The organism is Kordiimonas lipolytica (assembly GCF_042651265.1).
GTDB lineage: Bacteria > Pseudomonadota > Alphaproteobacteria > Sphingomonadales > Kordiimonadaceae > Kordiimonas > Kordiimonas lipolytica.
In genome coordinates this window covers 560,651-578,734 of the sequence record NZ_JBHSCR010000001.1, presented here as the reverse complement: position 1 = coordinate 578,734, position 18,084 = coordinate 560,651, and the positions used below count along the sequence as shown (strand labels likewise).

General features: G+C 54.7%; 11 protein-coding genes and 1 pseudogene. 6 read left to right on the top strand and 6 right to left on the bottom strand.

Annotation, left to right across the window (positions count from 1 at the left end; translation table 11 throughout):
• Positions 1 to 113: 113 nt before the first annotated feature.
• Positions 114 to 827: a helix-turn-helix domain-containing protein gene (locus tag ACFO5Q_RS02730; protein ID WP_068148462.1), complete on the top strand. Its 714-nt coding sequence runs from the start codon at positions 114 to 116 to the stop codon at positions 825 to 827.
• A 93-nt stretch (positions 828 to 920) separates the two neighbouring features.
• Positions 921 to 1,826: a LysR family transcriptional regulator gene (locus ACFO5Q_RS02725; protein ID WP_068148460.1), complete on the top strand. Its 906-nt coding sequence runs from the start codon at positions 921 to 923 to the stop codon at positions 1,824 to 1,826.
• Here ACFO5Q_RS02725 and ACFO5Q_RS02720 read toward each other — a convergent pair.
• On the bottom strand, positions 1,811 to 2,524 hold the full coding sequence (locus ACFO5Q_RS02720; RefSeq protein ID WP_231727260.1) for a substrate-binding periplasmic protein: 714 nt from the start codon (positions 2,522 to 2,524) through the stop codon (positions 1,811 to 1,813). The two genes, ACFO5Q_RS02725 and ACFO5Q_RS02720, sit on opposite strands and share 16 nt — an antisense overlap.
• Before the next feature lie 198 nt (positions 2,525 to 2,722).
• Between ACFO5Q_RS02720 and ACFO5Q_RS02715 the strand changes: the two genes are divergently transcribed.
• Both ACFO5Q_RS02715 and ACFO5Q_RS02710 read left to right on the top strand, forming a co-directional pair.
• Positions 2,723 to 3,700: a glutathione S-transferase family protein gene (locus tag ACFO5Q_RS02715; protein ID WP_068148453.1), complete on the top strand. Its 978-nt coding sequence runs from the start codon at positions 2,723 to 2,725 to the stop codon at positions 3,698 to 3,700.
• Between the two features lie 38 nt (positions 3,701 to 3,738).
• Positions 3,739 to 4,566 (top strand): pirin family protein, encoded by an 828-nt coding sequence (locus tag ACFO5Q_RS02710; RefSeq protein WP_068148450.1) that lies wholly within the window; start codon positions 3,739 to 3,741, stop codon positions 4,564 to 4,566.
• Positions 4,567 to 4,686: 120 nt separating this feature from the next.
• Here the strand turns inward: ACFO5Q_RS02710 and ACFO5Q_RS02705 are convergent, their stop codons facing one another.
• Together ACFO5Q_RS02705 and ACFO5Q_RS02700 are read right to left on the bottom strand one after the other, a co-directional pair.
• Positions 4,687 to 9,498 carry an NAD-glutamate dehydrogenase gene (locus ACFO5Q_RS02705; RefSeq protein WP_156431973.1) on the bottom strand — a complete coding sequence of 1,604 codons (4,812 nt, stop codon included), beginning with the start codon at positions 9,496 to 9,498 and terminating at the stop codon, positions 4,687 to 4,689.
• A gap of 44 nt (positions 9,499 to 9,542) precedes the next feature.
• Entirely contained in the window at positions 9,543 to 10,664 is a 1,122-nt protein-coding gene (locus ACFO5Q_RS02700) for a PAS domain-containing protein (RefSeq protein WP_068148445.1), read from the bottom strand.
• Positions 10,665 to 10,928: 264 nt separating this feature from the next.
• Here ACFO5Q_RS02700 and ACFO5Q_RS02695 point away from each other — a divergent pair, with 264 nt between their 5' ends.
• Both ACFO5Q_RS02695 and ACFO5Q_RS02690 read left to right on the top strand, forming a co-directional pair.
• On the top strand, positions 10,929 to 12,731 hold the full coding sequence (locus tag ACFO5Q_RS02695; protein ID WP_068148442.1) for an AMP-dependent synthetase/ligase: 1,803 nt from the start codon (positions 10,929 to 10,931) through the stop codon (positions 12,729 to 12,731).
• Positions 12,732 to 12,749: 18 nt separating this feature from the next.
• Entirely contained in the window at positions 12,750 to 13,424 is a 675-nt protein-coding gene (locus tag ACFO5Q_RS02690; RefSeq protein ID WP_068148438.1) for a tetratricopeptide repeat protein, read from the top strand.
• A gap of 360 nt (positions 13,425 to 13,784) precedes the next feature.
• On the opposite strand, the pseudogene ACFO5Q_RS02685 reads toward ACFO5Q_RS02690, so the two are convergent.
• The 3 genes and pseudogenes from ACFO5Q_RS02685 to nusG form a co-directional block, all read right to left on the bottom strand.
• Positions 13,785 to 14,921, bottom strand: a pseudogene (locus ACFO5Q_RS02685) (IS3 family transposase).
• Between the two features lie 169 nt (positions 14,922 to 15,090).
• The gene (locus ACFO5Q_RS02680) at positions 15,091 to 16,224 is read right to left on the bottom strand and encodes an O-antigen ligase family protein (RefSeq protein WP_197421113.1); all 1,134 of its coding nucleotides are present in this window, start codon (positions 16,222 to 16,224) and stop codon (positions 15,091 to 15,093) included.
• Between the two features lie 411 nt (positions 16,225 to 16,635).
• On the bottom strand, positions 16,636 to 17,178 hold the full coding sequence (gene nusG, locus ACFO5Q_RS02675; protein ID WP_197421111.1) for a transcription termination/antitermination protein NusG: 543 nt from the start codon (positions 17,176 to 17,178) through the stop codon (positions 16,636 to 16,638).
• Positions 17,179 to 18,084 lie beyond the last annotated feature (906 nt).

Genomic DNA, 18,084 nt, shown 5'->3' with positions numbered 1-18,084 from the left:
CGTCAGCTTTCTTGGATTATGCATGGTAATTCGTCTATATTCGCCTCGCATTCATGGAACGACTGCGGAAGAATAAGGCCGTATTTTCATGATGTTATCGATTGGGGGAAACAATGAAATTCGGTGCTTATATCAAAGTCGCACGGGATCGGCTGAACTGGACCCAGCCGGAGGCTGCCAAAGCGATCGGTGTGGAACAGTCCTATCTGTCTAAACTGGAGAATGGCCGGAACTATCCAGCAGAGGATGTCTTCGATGCCATCCTAAAGGTCTACGCTATCGATCTTTCCACCCTGTGTAGTGAGGTCGATGATGCAGAGCTGTTGCGCCTGAAAGAGATCAAGCAGGTACGGGACAGATTAGCGCAGCACACAAGACGCAAATCCAAGCTGGCCATGCATGTTGCTATTGCAGCCTCTGCAGCACTAGCCATTGGCACCGGGCTCATCACCCATGAACTGATAGCGCCTGAGACAATTACCTATCATTACCAACACTACCGGTCCTACGGCGTTATCCGGGACGGGGAGTCGCTCAATCTGTTCGACTATGCTTTTCGGGATCAAGACCAAACCGTCTATAACATTTCGGAAATATCGGCACGCCTCGACTATGATTTCATCAAAACAATCGAGCGGCGCGGCACGATGTTTGTAGTCCCCGTGGAAGGTGGCAGACGGCGATATGATTTCACCCACGAGAGCACGGAGAGGCTCGGCAACCGCAATCAGATGTTGGTGGGCATCGGTGCGGCCCTCGCGGCACTTGGGGTCGCTGGCCTGTTTGCAGGTCTTGCGATCTATAGCAGCAAGAAAGCCTCTCAATAATTCTTCCCCGACAACCGGGTTTGTTGTTGCGCCGTACGCAACATTTCTGCACCATCAGAAGCAAATCGTTTCGCAATAACAAACGAGACCATCATGGACCTGCAAGCCATCCGCACCTTCTGCCGCGCCGTTGAGGCAGGTAACCTGACGGCCGCCGCCAAGGCGCTGCATATCACCAAATCGGTCGCGAGCCGGCGCATCCAGTCGCTTGAGGACGGGCTTGGCGTCAAGCTGTTGGCGCGCAACACAAAGGGCGTGACGCCCACAGACGAGGGCGCTCTGTTCTATGAACGCGGCATCCGAATATTGGATGATGTGGAAGACGCCGCCCAGGCGGTGAAGCACACCAGCGACAATCTGGTGGGGACGCTCCGCTTCACAGCCCCCAGAAGTTTCGCCGACCTCAAGCTGGGTTCCCCGCTGATGGCTTTTGCCCGGCAGCATCCGGGCCTGAAGCTTGAGATGAGCCTGACCGACGAACGGGTGGATATCATTGGGGGCGGGTTTGATCTTGGCCTCAGGATCGCGCCAGAGCTTTCAGACACCAGCCTGATCGCCCGCAATATCTGCGATATTCGCCATCATGTGGTGGCAAGCCCCGCGTATCTTGAGGCACACGGCACGCCCAAAACACCCGAAGACCTGAAGGACCATAACTGTGTCTTCTATTCGAACGTGGAGGCGGCCAAACAGTGGCGGTTCGGCACAGGCAGTGATGCCCGCGCCGTACGCGTTACCGGGCAGGTGACATCGAATTCCGGCCTCATGCAACTCGCGGCGGCGATTGAAGGTGTGGCGATCGCAACCCTGCCGGATTTCTTCCTTGAAGACGCCGTCCGGGACGGCAAGGTGGTCAAACTCTTTGAGGACGTCCCAAGGGCCCCATCATTCCTTTACGCACTCTACCCCGAACGCCGCCTGCTACCGCTCAAGGTGCGGCTGTTCATCGACTTCATGGCCGATTGGTTCGCCGACCCTGAAAATCACTGCGAGGTTTGATCCCGCGCATCAGACTGTGAGGTCCCCCGCGCCCACCTGAGCGCCGCATCGAGCCGGGGCACCAATGCCTCATGGTCGCGGCGCAGCACCGTATAGTAGGGCAGACGCTCCAGACGCTGCAGGGCAATGCCCTGCTTATTGGAAATGAGCGCCACGAGGCTTTCTTCCATCAAGCCTACATCTACACGGCCAATGTGCAAAAGCTCCAGATACCGGCTGGCGGAACTTGTTTTCACCGGCTCAATGCCCAGCGCCGCCAGCTTTGCTTCCGCCCAGCGATGACCACCCGCAATCACCACCTTGTAGGGCCGCAGGTCATTCATCTCCTGAATTTGAAGCTGCCGCGCCTCAAGGCTTATTGCCATCATATGGTCTTCGAAAAACGGTGTCGGGACGGCAATAACATCTTCCTTGTGCTGCTCTACCCACAGGGCGGTGCGCAGTATTTCGCCGTCCAGTCCTCCATGCAGGACCATCTGTTCGGCACGCCGTACCGGCATTTCAACCAGCTCCAGGCACAGGCCTGCCTTGTCGAAAATTCGCTGGGCCGCCTGTTTGACCTGCAAGACCGTTTCCGCCCTGAAGATCACGCCCATGCGCAGACAAGAAGTGTCTGCCTGCGCCGCGCCCGAAGCCAAAGGCATACAAAAGGCCCAGGCCAACAGCACCAGGATCAGATTTCGGCACAATGCGGCCACAGGCATCCTTCCCTATCATGTGATCACAGCAGCATAACCTAACAGGCAATCCTTTGAACATGGTTAAACCCCATGATTAAACCCCGTGATTCAACCTCAGCGGCGTTCGCAATTTTGCAACGCTGCCTTGGGCGATAGCCTCCTACAAGGCATGCACCGAAAACCCTATCTTTGCCCTAACAACAATGGAGGCACAAAATGGGACTTCTGATCGACGGCGAATGGCACGACAAATGGTATGATACCAAATCAACGGGCGGCAAATTCAAGCGCAGCGAGAGCCAGTTCCGGAACTGGGTCACCAGCGACGGTGCCGCAGGCCCCACCGGCGATAGCGGCTTTAAGGCAGAGGCCGGGCGCTATCATCTTTACGTATCCTACGCCTGCCCGTGGGCGCACAGGACGCTGATTGTTCGCGCACTCAAAGGCCTTGAAGACATGATCGACGTGTCCGTTGTGGGCATGACCATGCTGGAGAACGGCTGGACGTTTGATGGAAGTGACGGCAGCACGGGCGACGCGCTTTATGGCGCAGACTTCCTGCACCAGATCTATACCCGCGCCGACGCTGCCTACAGCGGCCGGGTGACGGTCCCTGTGCTGTGGGACAAGAAGAATGAGACCATCGTATCGAACGAAAGCGCTGATATCATCCGCATGTTCTCAACCGCGTTCGACGGCCTTGGTGCGGCGGAAGGCGACTATTACCCAGATGCATTACGGACCGAGATCGACAGCCTCAACGACCGCATCTATGACACAGTCAACAACGGCGTCTACAAGGCCGGGTTCGCCACAACGCAGAAAGCCTATGAAGAGGCTGTGGTACCGCTGTTTGAGACACTGGACTGGCTTGAAGGCCATCTTGCGGAGAACCGCTATCTGGCCGGCGACAGCTTTACCGAGGCTGACATTCGCCTCTTTACCACGCTGGTAAGGTTCGACCCCGTCTATGTGGGGCATTTCAAATGCAACATCCGCACGCTGAAGGAATACCCGGAGCTGTCCGCCTATGTACGGGAGATCTACCAGATGCCAGGCGTGCGCGAGACCGTGCATATGGATCATATCAAGACCCACTATTACGCCAGCCATAAAACCATCAACCCCACTGGCATCGTGCCCGTGGGCCCCGAAATTGACCTCTCGGCCCCTCATGGCCGTGACTGGCTATAACGAAGGCCTGATTATAACGAAGGCCTGGGAGACAAGCGATGAATCGCAAGATCAAAACACTATTTGAGGCCGTGGCCATGGCTGAAGGCCAGGGCGTGACAGTTCACCGGAGCATCGGCCGCAAGGGTCTGATGAACCTGGACCCTTTCCTTCTGCTTGATGAAATGGAATTGCCGAAAGACGCGCGGGGTGCGGGCTTCCCCGAACACCCCCATCGGGGTTTCGAGACAGTTACCTACATGCTGTCGGGCAAGATGAGGCATGGCGACACAAGCGGTAACAGCGGCGTCATCGGCCCGGGCGATGCCCAATGGATGACCGCCGGTCGCGGCATTGTCCATTCGGAGATGCCTGTGGCAAGCGGCGAGGACGTGCGCGGCTTCCAGCTGTGGGTCAACCTGCCGGGGGCGAAAAAAATGATCCCGCCTCGGTATCAGGATGTCTCGAAGAACGAGATCCCGACTGTATCTGGCGACGGCTATGAAGCCCACCTGATTGCCGGCGACCTGAACGGCCATGAGGGCCCCGTGCGCGATATTGCGGTTAAGCCTTTTTACGGGGACATCACACTGACCGGCGAAGAGGCAACCCTGCCCGTGCCAAAGGGCCACACAGCCTTTCTCTATGGCATCCAGGGTGGTTTGTCGGTCAAAGGGCAATCGTTCCCCACGCGCACGCTTGCGATCCTATCGGACGGCGACAGCGTCACAGTTAAAGGCCGGCCGGGTGCCCGTTTCCTGATGATTGCAGGCGCCCCCATTGGGGAACCCATTGCGCGCTATGGCCCGTTCGTGATGACCACGCGTGAAGAAATCCTGAATACTTTGGAGGATTGGGGAAAAGGACGATTCCTGAACCCCAATTGATACCACTTCCCTCAGCAGGTCAGCACCGCTTCCTTCAAAGGCTGCTGATATCCCCGCTGAAAACTAAGGGGCCGCCGGAACAACCGGCAGCCCCTTTTTCTTGCTTCTCTATGTGCCCTGTTACCTGAGGATCGAGCGCAGGTGACGGGTCGCGAAGCTGAGTTTCGCAACCGTCAGGCCACCAGATGAGCTGAGATCTTCCACCAGGCGCTTGGCGCGGATGATCCGGGTCTGCTGATCCTTGGCCCAGGCCTTGGTGGCCTGCTTGGCTGTCATATCGCCCGCACCCATGCAAACAGCATTCACCAGATCACGCTGCTGGTCAGACAGGTCTTCAAGCTCGGACCGGATGGACAAGAGGTCCCAGTGATCTTCCGGCGTGATACGGTCAGCCCGCTGGCGAAGCCAATCGAAGCCAAGCTCATCACCGAGCGCGAAGTGAACCGCAGCCACATAATCAACCGGCTTCTTGGCCTTCTTGGCCACTTGGATGATATCCGGGCCAGACACCAGCACCTCAAAACCGGACACGAAGGTCGCCAGATCGTGACCCACCTTCATGGCCTTCAGGGCATCGCGGCGGTAGACAAAAGCTTCCTGTGCAGGTTCAGAAAGGATCGACTGGTTGATCGCAAACAGGTCCTTGACCGGCTCCCTGAAGGCTTCAACCATTTCGCTGATGTTGATTGGCCGCGGCATGTTCCTGAGCACCCACATTACCTGTGTCTTCAGGCTGTCGGACACCGATTGGTGCATGTCATACTGCGTGCCTGCCGTAACCTTATAGTCCAGGTCATTGATGGCTTCCCACTGATCCCTGAGGCCGAAAATTTCGCGCACCACCACAAAGGCGGCAACGATATCTTCCACACCCAGGCCTGTTTCTTCCTTCACTTCGTAAACGAAGGTCAGGCCCGCCCAGTTGACCACTTCGTTTGCCAGCACGGTTGCGATAATCTCGCGGCGCAGGCGATGTTCACTGAGCTCGGTGGCGAACCTGTCGCGCAGCACAGTCGGGAAACCCCACTCAAGCTCTGGCTGCATCACTGGGTCGTCAATCAGCTTGGATTTCACCAGGATATCGAAGAGTGACATCTTGGCGTAAGCCATCAGGGTCGAAATCTCGGGTCGGGTCAGGCCGCGGTCGTTGGCGGCCAGTTCCGCAAAGCCCTCGTCGGACGGCAGCACTTCGATCTCGCGGTCCAACCCACCATCGCGCTCAAGCGCCCGAATGAGGCCCAGATGATATTCGCGGGCATTGCGGGCATTCACTTCCGCAAGCGAAATAGCCTGAGTCTGCAAATAGTTGTCCGAGAGGACAATGTCTGACACTTCGTCGGTCATGGAAACCAAGAGGTCGTCACGATCTTCGCGGGTCAGGTTGCCGCGGGCGATCGCATCGGCCAGAAGGATCTTGATGTTCACCTCTTTGTCCGAACAGTCCACACCAGCCGAGTTGTCGATAAAGTCGGTGTTAAGGCGGCCGCCCTTGTGACCAAATTCGATCCGGGCTTTCTGGGTCATGCCCAGGTTGCCGCCTTCGCCGATCACCCGCACCTTTAGCTCATCCGCTGAAACGCGGAGCCCGTCGTTCGCGCGGTCGCCCACCTGGGCGTTGTTCTCGGTCGTGGCACGCACATACGTGCCGATCCCACCGAACCACAGAAGGTCGGCTTCCGCCTTCAGGATACGGTTGATCAGGTCGGTCGGCGTCATGGCGTCCGCTTCAACGCCCAGCCACTCTTTCACCTCTGGTGACAGGGAGATGGACTTGGCCGATCGCTCAAAAATGCCGCCGCCCTTGGAAATAAGCTTCGTATCGTAATCCGCCCAGCTTGAGCGCGGCAGGTCAAACAGACGCTTGCGCTCTTTCCAGTTGGCCTTCGCGTCACCCGGGTTGGGGTCCAGGAAGATATGCATATGGTTGAAGGCCGCCTGCAGGCGAATGGTTTTCGACAGCAGCATGCCGTTGCCGAATACGTCACCCGCCATATCGCCCACACCAATAACCGTGAACTCATCCTTCTGGGTGTTGACACCCAGTTCGCGGAAATGGCGTTTCACGCTTTCCCAGGCCCCCTTGGCGGTGATGCCCATCTTCTTGTGGTCATAGCCGTTCGAACCACCGGACGCGAAAGCATCCCCAAGCCAGAAGCCCTGGCCTTCGGAAATGCCGTTCGAAATATCAGAGAAAGTCGCGGTACCCTTGTCGGCCGCCACCACCAGGTATGGGTCGTCACCATCGCGGCGCACCACGCTTTTCGGCGGCTTCACCTTGGCGCCCTTCAGGTTGTCGGTGACCGAAAGAAGGCTTGAAATGAAGGACCGGTATGAGGCCACACCTTCCGCCATGAAGGCTTCCCGGTCGCTCATCGGCGGCAACTGTTTCGGGAAGAAGCCACCCTTCGCGCCCTGCGGCACGATCACGGCATTCTTCACCTGCTGCGCTTTCACAAGACCAAGCACCTCGGTGCGGAAATCCTCGCGCCGGTCAGACCAGCGAAGGCCGCCGCGGGCCACTGGGCCACCACGCAAGTGCACCCCTTCCACCTGGGGCGAATAAACCCAGATTTCGGCAAAAGGCTTCGGCTTCGGCATCTCATTGACCTCGCGCGAGCGGATCTTGAAAGCAAGCGCGCGCTCGTCCTGACGGTCCACAACGCCTTCCTGATAGAAGTTGGTGCGCTGCGTGGCCCGGATCACATTGCCGTAGGCCCTGAGGATGCGGTCAGCGTCCAGGCTCGTGACGGCCTCTAGCAAAGACCTGAGGTCGGTCACGATATTCTGGGCCATGGTTTCGCGGTCCGCGCCTTCGTAAGCCGGGTCGAACTGCACCTTGAAAAGCGCCACTAGCTGAGCCGAAATTTCGGCATTGGCCACCATCGTGTCAGCGATATATTCCGGGGTATAGCCCATGCCGAGCTGGCGCAGATATTTGCCGTAAGCCCGCAGGATCACAATCTCGTCCCAGCGCATGCCGGCGGTCAACACCAGTTCATTGAAGCCGTCGTCCTCGATGGTGCCGTGCCAAACCTTGATGAACAGGTCTTCCACCAGCGGCTTGAGGCGCTCAAGCCCGAACGGGCTGCCTTCCGGGCGGTCGAGCGCGAAATCATGAATATAGCTCGTGACCTTGCCAGACACTTCATAGGAGTGCTCGGATAGCACCTTGAAGCCCATGTTTTCCAACACCGGCATACAGCTTGAAAGCGCGATCAACTGGCTGCCGTGATAGATTTTCAGTCGGTAGTGATTGGCGCCGTCATCAAGGTGACGGTAGAAATCAACCCGCACATCATCCTTGCCGCGCACGTCTTCGAGCTTCTGAACGTCATAAGCCGCCTGTGCCGGCGTGAAGGCCTCGATGTAGGCAACGGTGAAGCGGTTCTTATATTCGTGATGCAGCTTGTTCCCTTGCTCTTCACCGATCCGGTTCGCAAGCTCGGAATGAAGGCGGTCCATCCAGCCTTGTGCTGCCTCTGCGATCGCAGCGTTGATGTCTTCCTCGGAAGGCTTCAGCACCTCGCCCGGGCGGGTCCGGATAATGAAGTGCCAGCGCGCCAGTGCTTCCTCAGAGAGGTTGGCATAATAAACCGAGACTTCACCGTTATAGGCCTTGCACAGGATTTCCTCGATCGCGATCCTCAGGCCGGAGTTATAGTTTTCACGCGGCACATAGACGAGCGCCGAGACAAAGCGTTCGAACCTGTCCGGGCGCACAAAGGTGCGCGGGCGGGGGCGTTCTGTCAGCTGCAGGATGCCCATGGATGTTTCAAACAGCCAGTCTTCAGACACCTGGAACAGTTCGTCCCGCGGGAATGTCTCAAGGATATGGGCAAGCGCCTTGCCGGCATAGGACCGCTGGGCAAACTTGGACCGCTCCAGCACATTCGCAACCTTCTTGCGCACGATCGGCACATCGGTGGTGAACTGGTTATAGGAGAGCGAAGTGAAGAGACCGACAAAGCGGCGTTCGCCAATGGCCCTGCCTTCGCTGTCAAAGATTTTCACACCGATATAGTCCATATGGGACTGGCGGTGCACCGTGGATTTCACGTTCGCCTTGGTGATGATGAGCGGCTCAGGATGCGTCAGGAAGTGCCGGATTTCCGGTGACATAGGCGTCAAGCCGTCCTTGTCGCGCAGGACATTCCGCGCCGGGTCACGCAGGATACCAAGGCCTGACCCATCCACCCGGTTGAAGTCGAAGGTGGCAGGGTCACCGTCAAACCGGTATTCGCGGAAACCGAGGAAGGTGAAATGGTCTGACCCAAGCCAGCGCAGCAAGCGGATAGTTTCCTCGACCTCTTCATTGTCAATCGGTGGCGGGTTCACCGTCAGGCTGGCGACCGTCTCGTCGATTTTCGCCAGCATCGCACGCCAGTCGCTCACTGCCGCCCGCACGTCCGCGAGTGTGGCTTTGAGCGTATCTTCAATTTCCTGCAGCGCAGCTTTATCCGATTGGGCGTCGATCTCAATGAACATGTAGGATTCATTGGCAGCATCTTCGCCAGACGCTAGGCGCACGCCCTTATCGTCGCGGGCAACCTGCAGGATCGGGTGATGCATCATATGGATGCGGTAATGAAGCGTAACCGCAAGGCAACCGGTGATCGAATCCACAAGGAAAGGCATGTCATCATTGACGATCTGTAGCACCGTGTTGCGGCTGGACCAGGAGCCCTTCTTGCCGCGCGGGTTCAGAACCTTGATCAGCGGCGTGCCTGAGGGGCGCTTCGCTGCCATGTCCCACATGCTGTGGGCAATGGCAAAAAGCGTCTCCGGATCCGCGCTCATCAGGTCGTCGGGACCCTGGGCATAAAAGCCCGTCAGAAATTTCTCAAACTCTTCAAAGGATTCGCCGGGCATGGTTTCCATGGCCAAACGGCCGATCTCCGCCATGACTTGTGCGCGTTGCTCATCCGTAGTCACTATATTGGTCCCTTCACAACCCTACCGGGCCTGGTTTCATGGTCTTATTTTATTTTGTCGGCAAAACGCCTGATAATGGCGTCCACCGTATTTTGCCCGACATCCGCCAGGCCCACCGCCTCTAGACCGCCGCCTTCTTTTGGGCGTGCTATCACAAGGCTGAATTCTTTATCTGAAGAGAGGTCATCAAGCGATACCCCCCGGACGTTACTCACCAGGGCTGCGGCCTCCGCCTGCCTACGCTCTGCGGCACTGCCAACCTGGCCGCGCCGGGCAGAACGTTCCCGCCGCACACATCCTTTGATGCCGCCGGGCTCATTCTCAAGGAACGCTGCGACGGTTTCTGACGTTTCACCCTGGCGCACGGCATAAGCCAGCGCAGAAGCATATTCCGTCAGCCGGGTTTTGTCATAGTCCTTGCCGAAGGTGATCTTGAGCGCCGGCGTATAGGGCGCACGTTTCTGCGCCTTCAGGCCCGCCTCTCGCAGAAGGGCAGTATAAGCATCCGGATGCGCCTGACCTTCTTCATAGAGCTTGAGCGCGGCCGCAAGCGCTTCATAAAGGCTGGAACGGCTGCCACCATCCAGGTGCGCGACGCTGCTGGCTGCGCGCTCGCATGCACCCACAGCTTCGCTCATGTCATAGGTTTCGCCGTGCTCCACGCCTTCGCGGCGGCGGAAGTTCACCACCACCATGGCGAAATGCGCCACATCGCCGGAATGGCTGAAAGGCAGCATGATGCCGCGGCAGTCCAGAAGATCTTCGATGAACTCAAACTCAGCAGCGCGGGTGCGGCCTTCTTCCGTTTCGAACTGGCCAAGAAGCGCGCTTGCAAAAGCGGAATCCGGGAAGGCGTTCAGGTTGGTGCCCTTCAGGATAGGTTCTTCCAAAAGCAGGCCCACGTTATTGCCGATATAGCGCACGGTGGCGCCGCCTTCGGTAAATTCCAGAAGCAGACTGTTGTTGCGGTATGGGGCAAGGCCTTCCGGCGTCAGCTGCGAGAACAGGGGAAACTCACTATCGCCTTTCAGCGAATGCCAATAGTCAAACGCCCGGAGGTGCAGACGGCGCTCGTCGCCATCGGCTCCCTTTTCACCATGAAAGTCGTCTTGGACGCCAGCATCGCTGGGCTCGTTATCGGATATGTCGTTTCGTGTGCCGTTCATGGCCAACAATTCGCTAAACCGTAAGGTAAACCGCCTGCAATATGCAGCGGCCCGTTCCCTCCCTAATGGCACCCAAAATCTGTGCTGGCAAGGAAGATCGGACTCAGTAGACGACTTTTTCGTAGATTATTCGTTAACAGCCCGCTTGCCAACGCTGTCACTTCTGTTCTGACGCCGATGTGAGGCCGTTCAGACTTGCGGGAATAGAATTTTTGCGCAACAAAGAGCTACCTGTGGGGGGACAATAAAAAGGGGACTCGCGCCATGTCAGCACCAGAATGCCCAATCAAAAAGTGGCAAAGCCTGACAGCAATGTTTTTTGACCAAGCCAGTGTGCTTGAAAAAAAGCCACTTCTACACGCCAAGAAAGACGGCAAGTGGCAAACCCAGACCTGGGGCGAAGTGGCCCAGAAAGTCTGTCAGCTGGCCAGCGCCCTTGAAGAGCTCGGCGTACGTGCGGGCGACCGGGTGGTGATTGTTTCAGAAAACCGGCCCGAATGGCTGATGGCTGACTTTGCCGTGATGGCGCTTGGCGCTGTCAGTGTGCCGGCCTACACCACCTATACGGCGCGAGACTATCTGCACATTCTCGAAAACTCAGGAGCCAAGGCGGCGATTGTGTCCACAAAAGCGCTCGCGCGGACCTTCCTCAAGGCCGCCCACCAGTCGGACGAGCTTGAGCACTGCATCACCATCGACGAGGTGAAGCTTGAGCAGGCAGTGAATGTGAATGTGCATCACTGGGCCCAGGTGGTAGACACCCAAACGCCGGATATCGCCAAATACCGCAGCCTGGCGCAAAGCGTGTCGCGCCATGATATCGCCTGCCTCATTTACACAAGCGGCACCGGCGGGGCGCCCAAGGGGGTGATGATCCACCACGGCGCCATCCTGCACAATAGCGAGGCCGCTGCGATCGTCTTCGATGAGCTTGGGCTCAAGAACAACGCGTTCCTGTCATTCCTGCCGCTCAGCCACGCCTATGAACACACAGCTGGCCAGTGCTGGCCGCTCACGATCGGTGCAGAAATCTGGTACGCCGAAAACCTTGATAAGCTGGCGGCCAATATGGCGGAAGCCAGCCCAACGGTCATGGTGGTGGTGCCGCGCCTTTTCGAGATGCTGCGCACGCGTATCAGCCGCGGCATCCTGAAGGGCGGCGGCCGGAAAGCAGCGCTTTTCAACCGGGCGATTGAGCTTGGCACCAAGGCCTTCAAAGGCGAAGAGCCCCTGACGCTCAAGGAAACGCTTGAAAACAAGTTCCTCGACCTGACGGTGCGGCGCAAAGTGAAGAAACAGTTTGGTGGGCGCCTGAAAGCGCTCGTCTCGGGCGGTGCACCGCTCGCGCCAGACGTGGGCGCCTTTTTCATGAGCCTGGGGCTGCCGCTCCTGCAGGGCTACGGCCAGACGGAATCCGGCCCGATCATTTCCGTGAATCCACCGGCCGCGCCAAAAATTCACACCGTGGGCACGTTGCTTAGCAACACTGAAGTCAAGATTGCCGAGGACGGCGAGATCCTGGTACGCGGTGAGCTGGTAATGAAGGGCTATTGGCACGACGAGAAAGCCACGGCCAAAACCATTGTTGATGGCTGGCTGCATACCGGCGATGTGGGCCGGTTCGACGAGGACGGCCACCTGGAGATCACCGACCGCAAGAAGGACATTATCGTCAACGCCGGCGGCGACAATGTCTCGCCGCAGCGCATTGAAGGCATGCTGGCCCTTGAGGATGAGATCGCGCAGGCGATGGTTTACGGCGACCGCAAACCACACCTGGTGGGCCTGATTGTGCCAGACGCGGAATGGCTCAGGGACTGGGCGAAGGAAAATGGCAAGGAAGGCGGCCTTGATGTGCTGCGGCACGACAAGGACCTGAAGAAAGCGATGGACGCAGCGGTCGCGCGCGTGAACAAGCGCCTATCGAACCTGGAGAAAGTGCGCAAGTTTGCGATTGCCGGCGAGGCCTTCACCATCGAGAATGAACAGATGACACCAACCCTAAAGCTGAGGCGTCATGTAGTGAGCGAAATATACAGGGACACGCTTGAGGGGATGTATCATTAAGATACCGGTTCAAATGCAATGACCTCAATCAAAGATAAATTTAATCGCTGGTTCATTCCTGGGTTTATGCTGGTGTCTAGCATTACACTCATTGTGATTGGCGTACCCCGTTTTCTGCATGAATTGATGCTCGTGCCCGGCACGCCTATCTTGCACCGGGTGAATGCAGGCGAAACTGTCTCTGAGCAAGACCTAGAGGTTCTCGAAAACTCCAGGCTCGATGCTCTTGGCATTATTGAACTACCTGATGCTTATCTGGACTTGGGATCTTCATACCTTTACCGAGCACGCTCAGCAGCTGACCCTGAAGAAGCTCAAAAATATGCCGCCCTGACGATAGAGGTTTCGGAAAAAGGCCTCAAAATGGCACCCCTTAACACATTCGCCTGGTTTCGTGTTGCAACGGCAAATGTGATGCTCGGAAATTTCCCAGAAGGCCTAAATACATGGCGAACATCTATCGCCACAGCGCGGTTTGAACCCTTCATTCTAATTCAGCGTGTCCACTTGGGTGTCATCCTTTATCAGGATATGACCGATGAAGACGTTGACCTGCTTAAAGACCAACTCGGAATGGCTTACAGGTGGGACAGGCAGAAGCTACGCCAGTATGTTCGCGACAACGACCTTATTTTATGGATGGCCATACTGTCGGAACCAGACAGCGAGATGAAGGAATACCTAGTTGGTTAGAACATTTTTCGATCAATCTACGCCACTTCCAGCATGACCTGAGCCCTAGGTTCAACTGATTATCTGTGGAACCTTTTTTGTGTTTTTGATTGGCGTTGGCCTTCTGCAGCCCGTCCAATCATTGGACACCGCCTTGATGTAGATGTAAAGGCCCAAAGAAATATGTACTTTATTTCTTTTTAATCAATTCTTTGGCCGGATTTCAGATAACGGTGGTATCTGGGCGGATCACCATCGCCCCCATCCCTATAGTCGATCCAGCACCTATATTTATGCCCTAGCATACCATGACCTTTCCCCCGGATTGAGGCCATTTCCTAGGTTAGGAACTTGATGGCTATCATGCCACAGCCTTCTCAGCTACAGGCAAGTTAGCGGAAGGAGCCGCGACTCTTCTTGGGGCGACTGGAAGCGCCTTGCCTGTAGCTTTGCAAAGGTCGCTGGCGGCTGGTATCCGAGCGAGCTGTGGGGCCGTTCTTCATTGTAGTGTCTTCTCCATTCATTGATGACTGATCTGGCCTCCTTGAGGCTCATGAACCAGTGCTGGTTGAGGCAGTTGTCTCTGAAGGTACCATTGAAGCTCTCGCAGAATGCGTTCTGCACAGGTTTGCCTGGCTGGATGAAGTTGAGCTTCACGCCTGTCCTCTGCGACCATAGGAACATGGCTTTGCTGGTAAGCTCAGGGCCGTTGTCGAGAACAATCTCCCGTGGCAATCCATGTTGATTGCCAAGGACATCCAGGAATGCCCGCCAGACGCTGGCCTGAGATGGAGGTGTCAACCAGTTGCCCGACACATTCGCGGGTGTAATCATCCACAATATTGAGGGTGCGGAAGCGCCAGCCTGTCGCCAATTGATCTGACACAAAACCCAAAGACCAGCGTTCAGACTGCCGTGATGGTAGGGCCATCGGCTGGCGTGGCACGTTCGGCAACTTGTGACGCCTCTTCGTCCGCACCTGAAGTCCTTCTTCCGTATAGAGGCGGTAGGTCCGTTTGACATTCTGCACCAGACCTTCCTGTTTGAGGAAAGCATGCAGCATCAGATAGCCATAGCGAGGGTAACGTTCCGCCAGTTCCTTGAGGCGCAGACGTAGGGACGCATCACAGCGACGACGGCTGTTATACTGAACCGCCGACCTTGATATGCCGACAAGCCCAGAGGCAAGGCGCTCAGACAGCATCTTGCCTGAGACAAGATGCTGAACCTGCTTGCGCCTGACTGCGGGCTTTACCACTCCTTTGAAAGCAATTCCTTCAAGGCAGCGTTGTCGAGCATCTGATCGGCTAGAAACTTCTTCAGTCGAGCGTTCTCCGCCTCCAGCGACTTGAGCTGCCTAGCATCAGACACATCCATGCCGCCATACTTTGACTTCCAACGGTAAAAGGTCTGCTCGGCGATGCCATGCTTGCGGACGAGGTCCTTAACCTTCATCCCCGCAGCATGCTCCTGCAGGATCGTAATGATCTGTTCTTCGCTAAATCTTTTGCGCTTCATAAAGGGATCTCCTGATCATCTTTTTACAGAAAATCCTAACTTTAGAAACGGCCCTATTTATGGGGAGGAGGTCAGTGGCATATTTTGAACCGTACGCAAATGCTCCCGCCACTTTTAAAAAAACTCAAGTTAGGCCAGAGAGTGGGCCTAGAATTATTTTAGGGTACTTCTAACGTCGATGCTCGCACCATAACACTGCTGTCGCACCCATAACTCCGCACAAGGTTATAGCAATTGCCGGGATTTGCAGAGGAAAATCCACACTGGAATGGAGCGCTATTTGCAGCATTATACTGACAAAACAAACAGAGAAAACCTCCATTGTAAAAGACATATTTCTATTGAAGGCTAGTTTCACAATAAAAAAAGAAAAAAGCATGATGAACAGTCCTCCAACTAGTGGGCCTGCGGTTAACAGAATTTCCAAATAGTCATTATGAGCTCTTACGACATGTCGATGAAGGTCCGGCTTCCTGTGCTCGGAAAACACTTCAGGAAAAGTTCCAAGCCCGGTCCCAACGAGAGGGCCCTCTTGAGTGAGTTCCATCAGAAAAGGATAGATTTTGAAGCGATAGTCATTTTCTAATCCTGCATTCATCCGGTATTTGAACATATCTCCGCTGAACGCAAAAATAGCAAGGAAGCTTATAAAAAAAATCGGCAAAGCCCAGCTAACGGATTTTACGTTACCGATGTGTTCTCGTTTGCCTATATCTCGAAAAGACAGATTCAACGTAAGATAAATAATTGCTATAGCTACACTGATTATACCCGCGCGGGATCCTGTCAACAGAAGTGCAGTAAACACAATTATCAAGCTTAGACTGAGAATTACAACTTGATGCGGGTGTCGAGCGAAAAAGCCAAGGAGTTTAGACTTTAATCCAAACAATTTGGGAGTAGACACATTAAATAACCAGAAAGAATAGGCTATTAAGCAATTCAGTCCTAGGCCTGCGTACGCTGCAAAGCTGTTTCTGTTGACAAAAGTAGACGAGAGCGCTTGACTAAATGCCCACCTATCATACCATAATATTTTCTCATTGCCTGTGAAATATAAAATTAGCCCATAAAGACAGTAAACGGTTACGATCAGCCCTATAAAGCGGAAGAATATAGGCACGGCAGAAGTACCTTTTATTTTTAAGAAAACCAGTAAGAAAAAAGCTACATAACTAAGCAAATAGATAGTAGTTCGGATCGTACTTTCGGGCGCAATGGACCATCCAAACAAGACCTGCACGCAACCCCAGAAGCTCACGCAAAGAAGTGCAGCAACTGGCAAGTAGAATATCTTTGCCAACTTGCGATCATCAGTTGACTTAAAGAAGAGGCAATAGATTACACAAGTGATTCCCATGAGTAAAACAAAGCTCAATTGCCAAATTGGCCGGGCACTTGCGAAGGGCAAGGGACTAAGTATTAACAATAGACAAAGAAATTGCATCACAAGAACTATTCAGGTCAGCTAGTTGTTGATGTTTTTGCATTCAGGCCTATTAACCTGCCGTAGGGTTCATTCTAAATTCTAACAGTCTGTTTTCTGAAATATATGATAGCAGGCTGCCCGCATAACGAGCCCAAGTTAACTGCCACTGAACCTTTGTAGTCAAGAGAAGAATTTATTTGGCACCCCCTCCAACGGATTTCGGTCCGCTAGCTTCGAACGCGCATGGATTGCCAATTGTGTGCATGGAGCAGCTTTGTTGCTCCCTCATGCTGAACGTAAATGATCCAACCTTACAGAAACTTTGGTGTGGCTACCCATAACATCCAATAGAACCCAAGCTCGCTGGTTAGGGGAGATTTTTTCAACCTCTGCAAGGAAGTTAGCAAATGGCCCCTTAGTAAGGGTCACTTGGTCACCTGGCGTTAGTGATTGTAAAGGTAGCAATTTTCCCTGGTCGTCACACCGAAGCAGGAGCTGTGAGACCAAATCTAGCGGTACTGCAGCTGGTTTTTCTCCAAACCTTACTAGTTTCGTGATACCTGAAGTCGAATTAACGGCCTGCCAAAGGCCCTGAGTTAAATCAAAAGCCACAAAGATATAACCAGGGAACAAAGGCCGTAAAGTGGTGACAAACTTGCCATTGCACTGCCGTGTTTGTTCTTCCATTGGCAAGAAAGTCTTAAACCCTTGTTGGTTAAGATTCCTTTCGGCTATTTTGGAGCTGTTTGGTTTCAGCTGTGCTAGAAACCAACTTGTGTCACCACTACCAAGCACCATTTGAACCTCTACTACATTTATCCGATCCATCTATCGCTTGTCTCCTAATAGATGCAACCGAATTATCTGCAAAATCATTTCACATTTCGACGAAAATCAGCGGTACTTCCCCTTATTCATACCTTTTTAAGTAACGGCGTCTCCTCCCACTCTCTATCAATTTAACCGCCCTGGGATTGCTAGAAGCTCCAACTTCTGAATAAGAAGGACCATTATGGGCAAAACCCAAACAAATTTTGTCTCTGTCTCACTCCGCTAGATTTGCAGGCACCAAAAGTCCGTGATCATACAGGTCCTCATGGTATTTTTGCCATAAGGCGAGAATTCGTTCCTATTGGCAGCAATTGTATTCATTTCCAGCAAGATTGGCCGTGTATCCCAAACCTTGAATGGTTAGATAACGTAGGCTGAGGTTGATAGCCGCCAAAGATCTGGTCTCCCGACCAAGGTTGCCGACAGACTGAAGGTGCTTGAAAGCAAGAACATAGAACTGAGACAAGCCAAAAGGTCCTGCTATTTTGCCGAGATGGAGCTCGAGCGCCCACTGAGATGCTGATCAGCTTTATTGGTTCGCACTGGGTATAGGGTGGAACTGGTCTGCATATGGAGGTGGCTTTAACAATCACAGTGACCTAGGTAGTCAGCATGCCTTGATCAAGTTGGTTGACGGCCGCGTTCGTTCTCTATGTCGACGGATACCGCATGAATACGGTGACCCCTAGGTTCAGCCATCTAGCGGCGGGTAAGCTTGAGGAATGGGCGCGGTATCGACGAGATCCCAGTTGCTAGCAGCGCCTCCTGATTGATCGATTTGATGCAGGTGGCCAGCTGAAAACGATTGGTGAAGTAAAAGTCGCTGGTGACTCTAATTTATGGGCGGGTACACAAGGGTTGCCCAACAAGGCTAGGAAAGCGGAACTCCATGTGATCTATTGG

What these genes read in the sequence shown, in the direction of transcription:
- ACFO5Q_RS02730 (WP_068148462.1), top strand. Translation starts at nt 114, where the DNA reads ATGAAATTCGGTGCTTATATCAAAGTCGCACGGGATCGGCTGAACTGG.
- ACFO5Q_RS02725 (WP_068148460.1), top strand. Translation starts at nt 921, where the DNA reads ATGGACCTGCAAGCCATCCGCACCTTCTGCCGCGCCGTTGAGGCAGGT.
- ACFO5Q_RS02715 (WP_068148453.1), top strand. Translation starts at nt 2,723, where the DNA reads ATGGGACTTCTGATCGACGGCGAATGGCACGACAAATGGTATGATACC.
- ACFO5Q_RS02710 (WP_068148450.1), top strand. Translation starts at nt 3,739, where the DNA reads ATGAATCGCAAGATCAAAACACTATTTGAGGCCGTGGCCATGGCTGAA.
- ACFO5Q_RS02700 (WP_068148445.1), bottom strand. Translation starts at nt 10,664, where the DNA reads ATGAACGGCACACGAAACGACATATCCGATAACGAGCCCAGCGATGCT.
- ACFO5Q_RS02695 (WP_068148442.1), top strand. Translation starts at nt 10,929, where the DNA reads ATGTCAGCACCAGAATGCCCAATCAAAAAGTGGCAAAGCCTGACAGCA.
- ACFO5Q_RS02690 (WP_068148438.1), top strand. Translation starts at nt 12,750, where the DNA reads ATGACCTCAATCAAAGATAAATTTAATCGCTGGTTCATTCCTGGGTTT.
- nusG (WP_197421111.1), bottom strand. Translation starts at nt 17,178, where the DNA reads ATGGATCGGATAAATGTAGTAGAGGTTCAAATGGTGCTTGGTAGTGGT.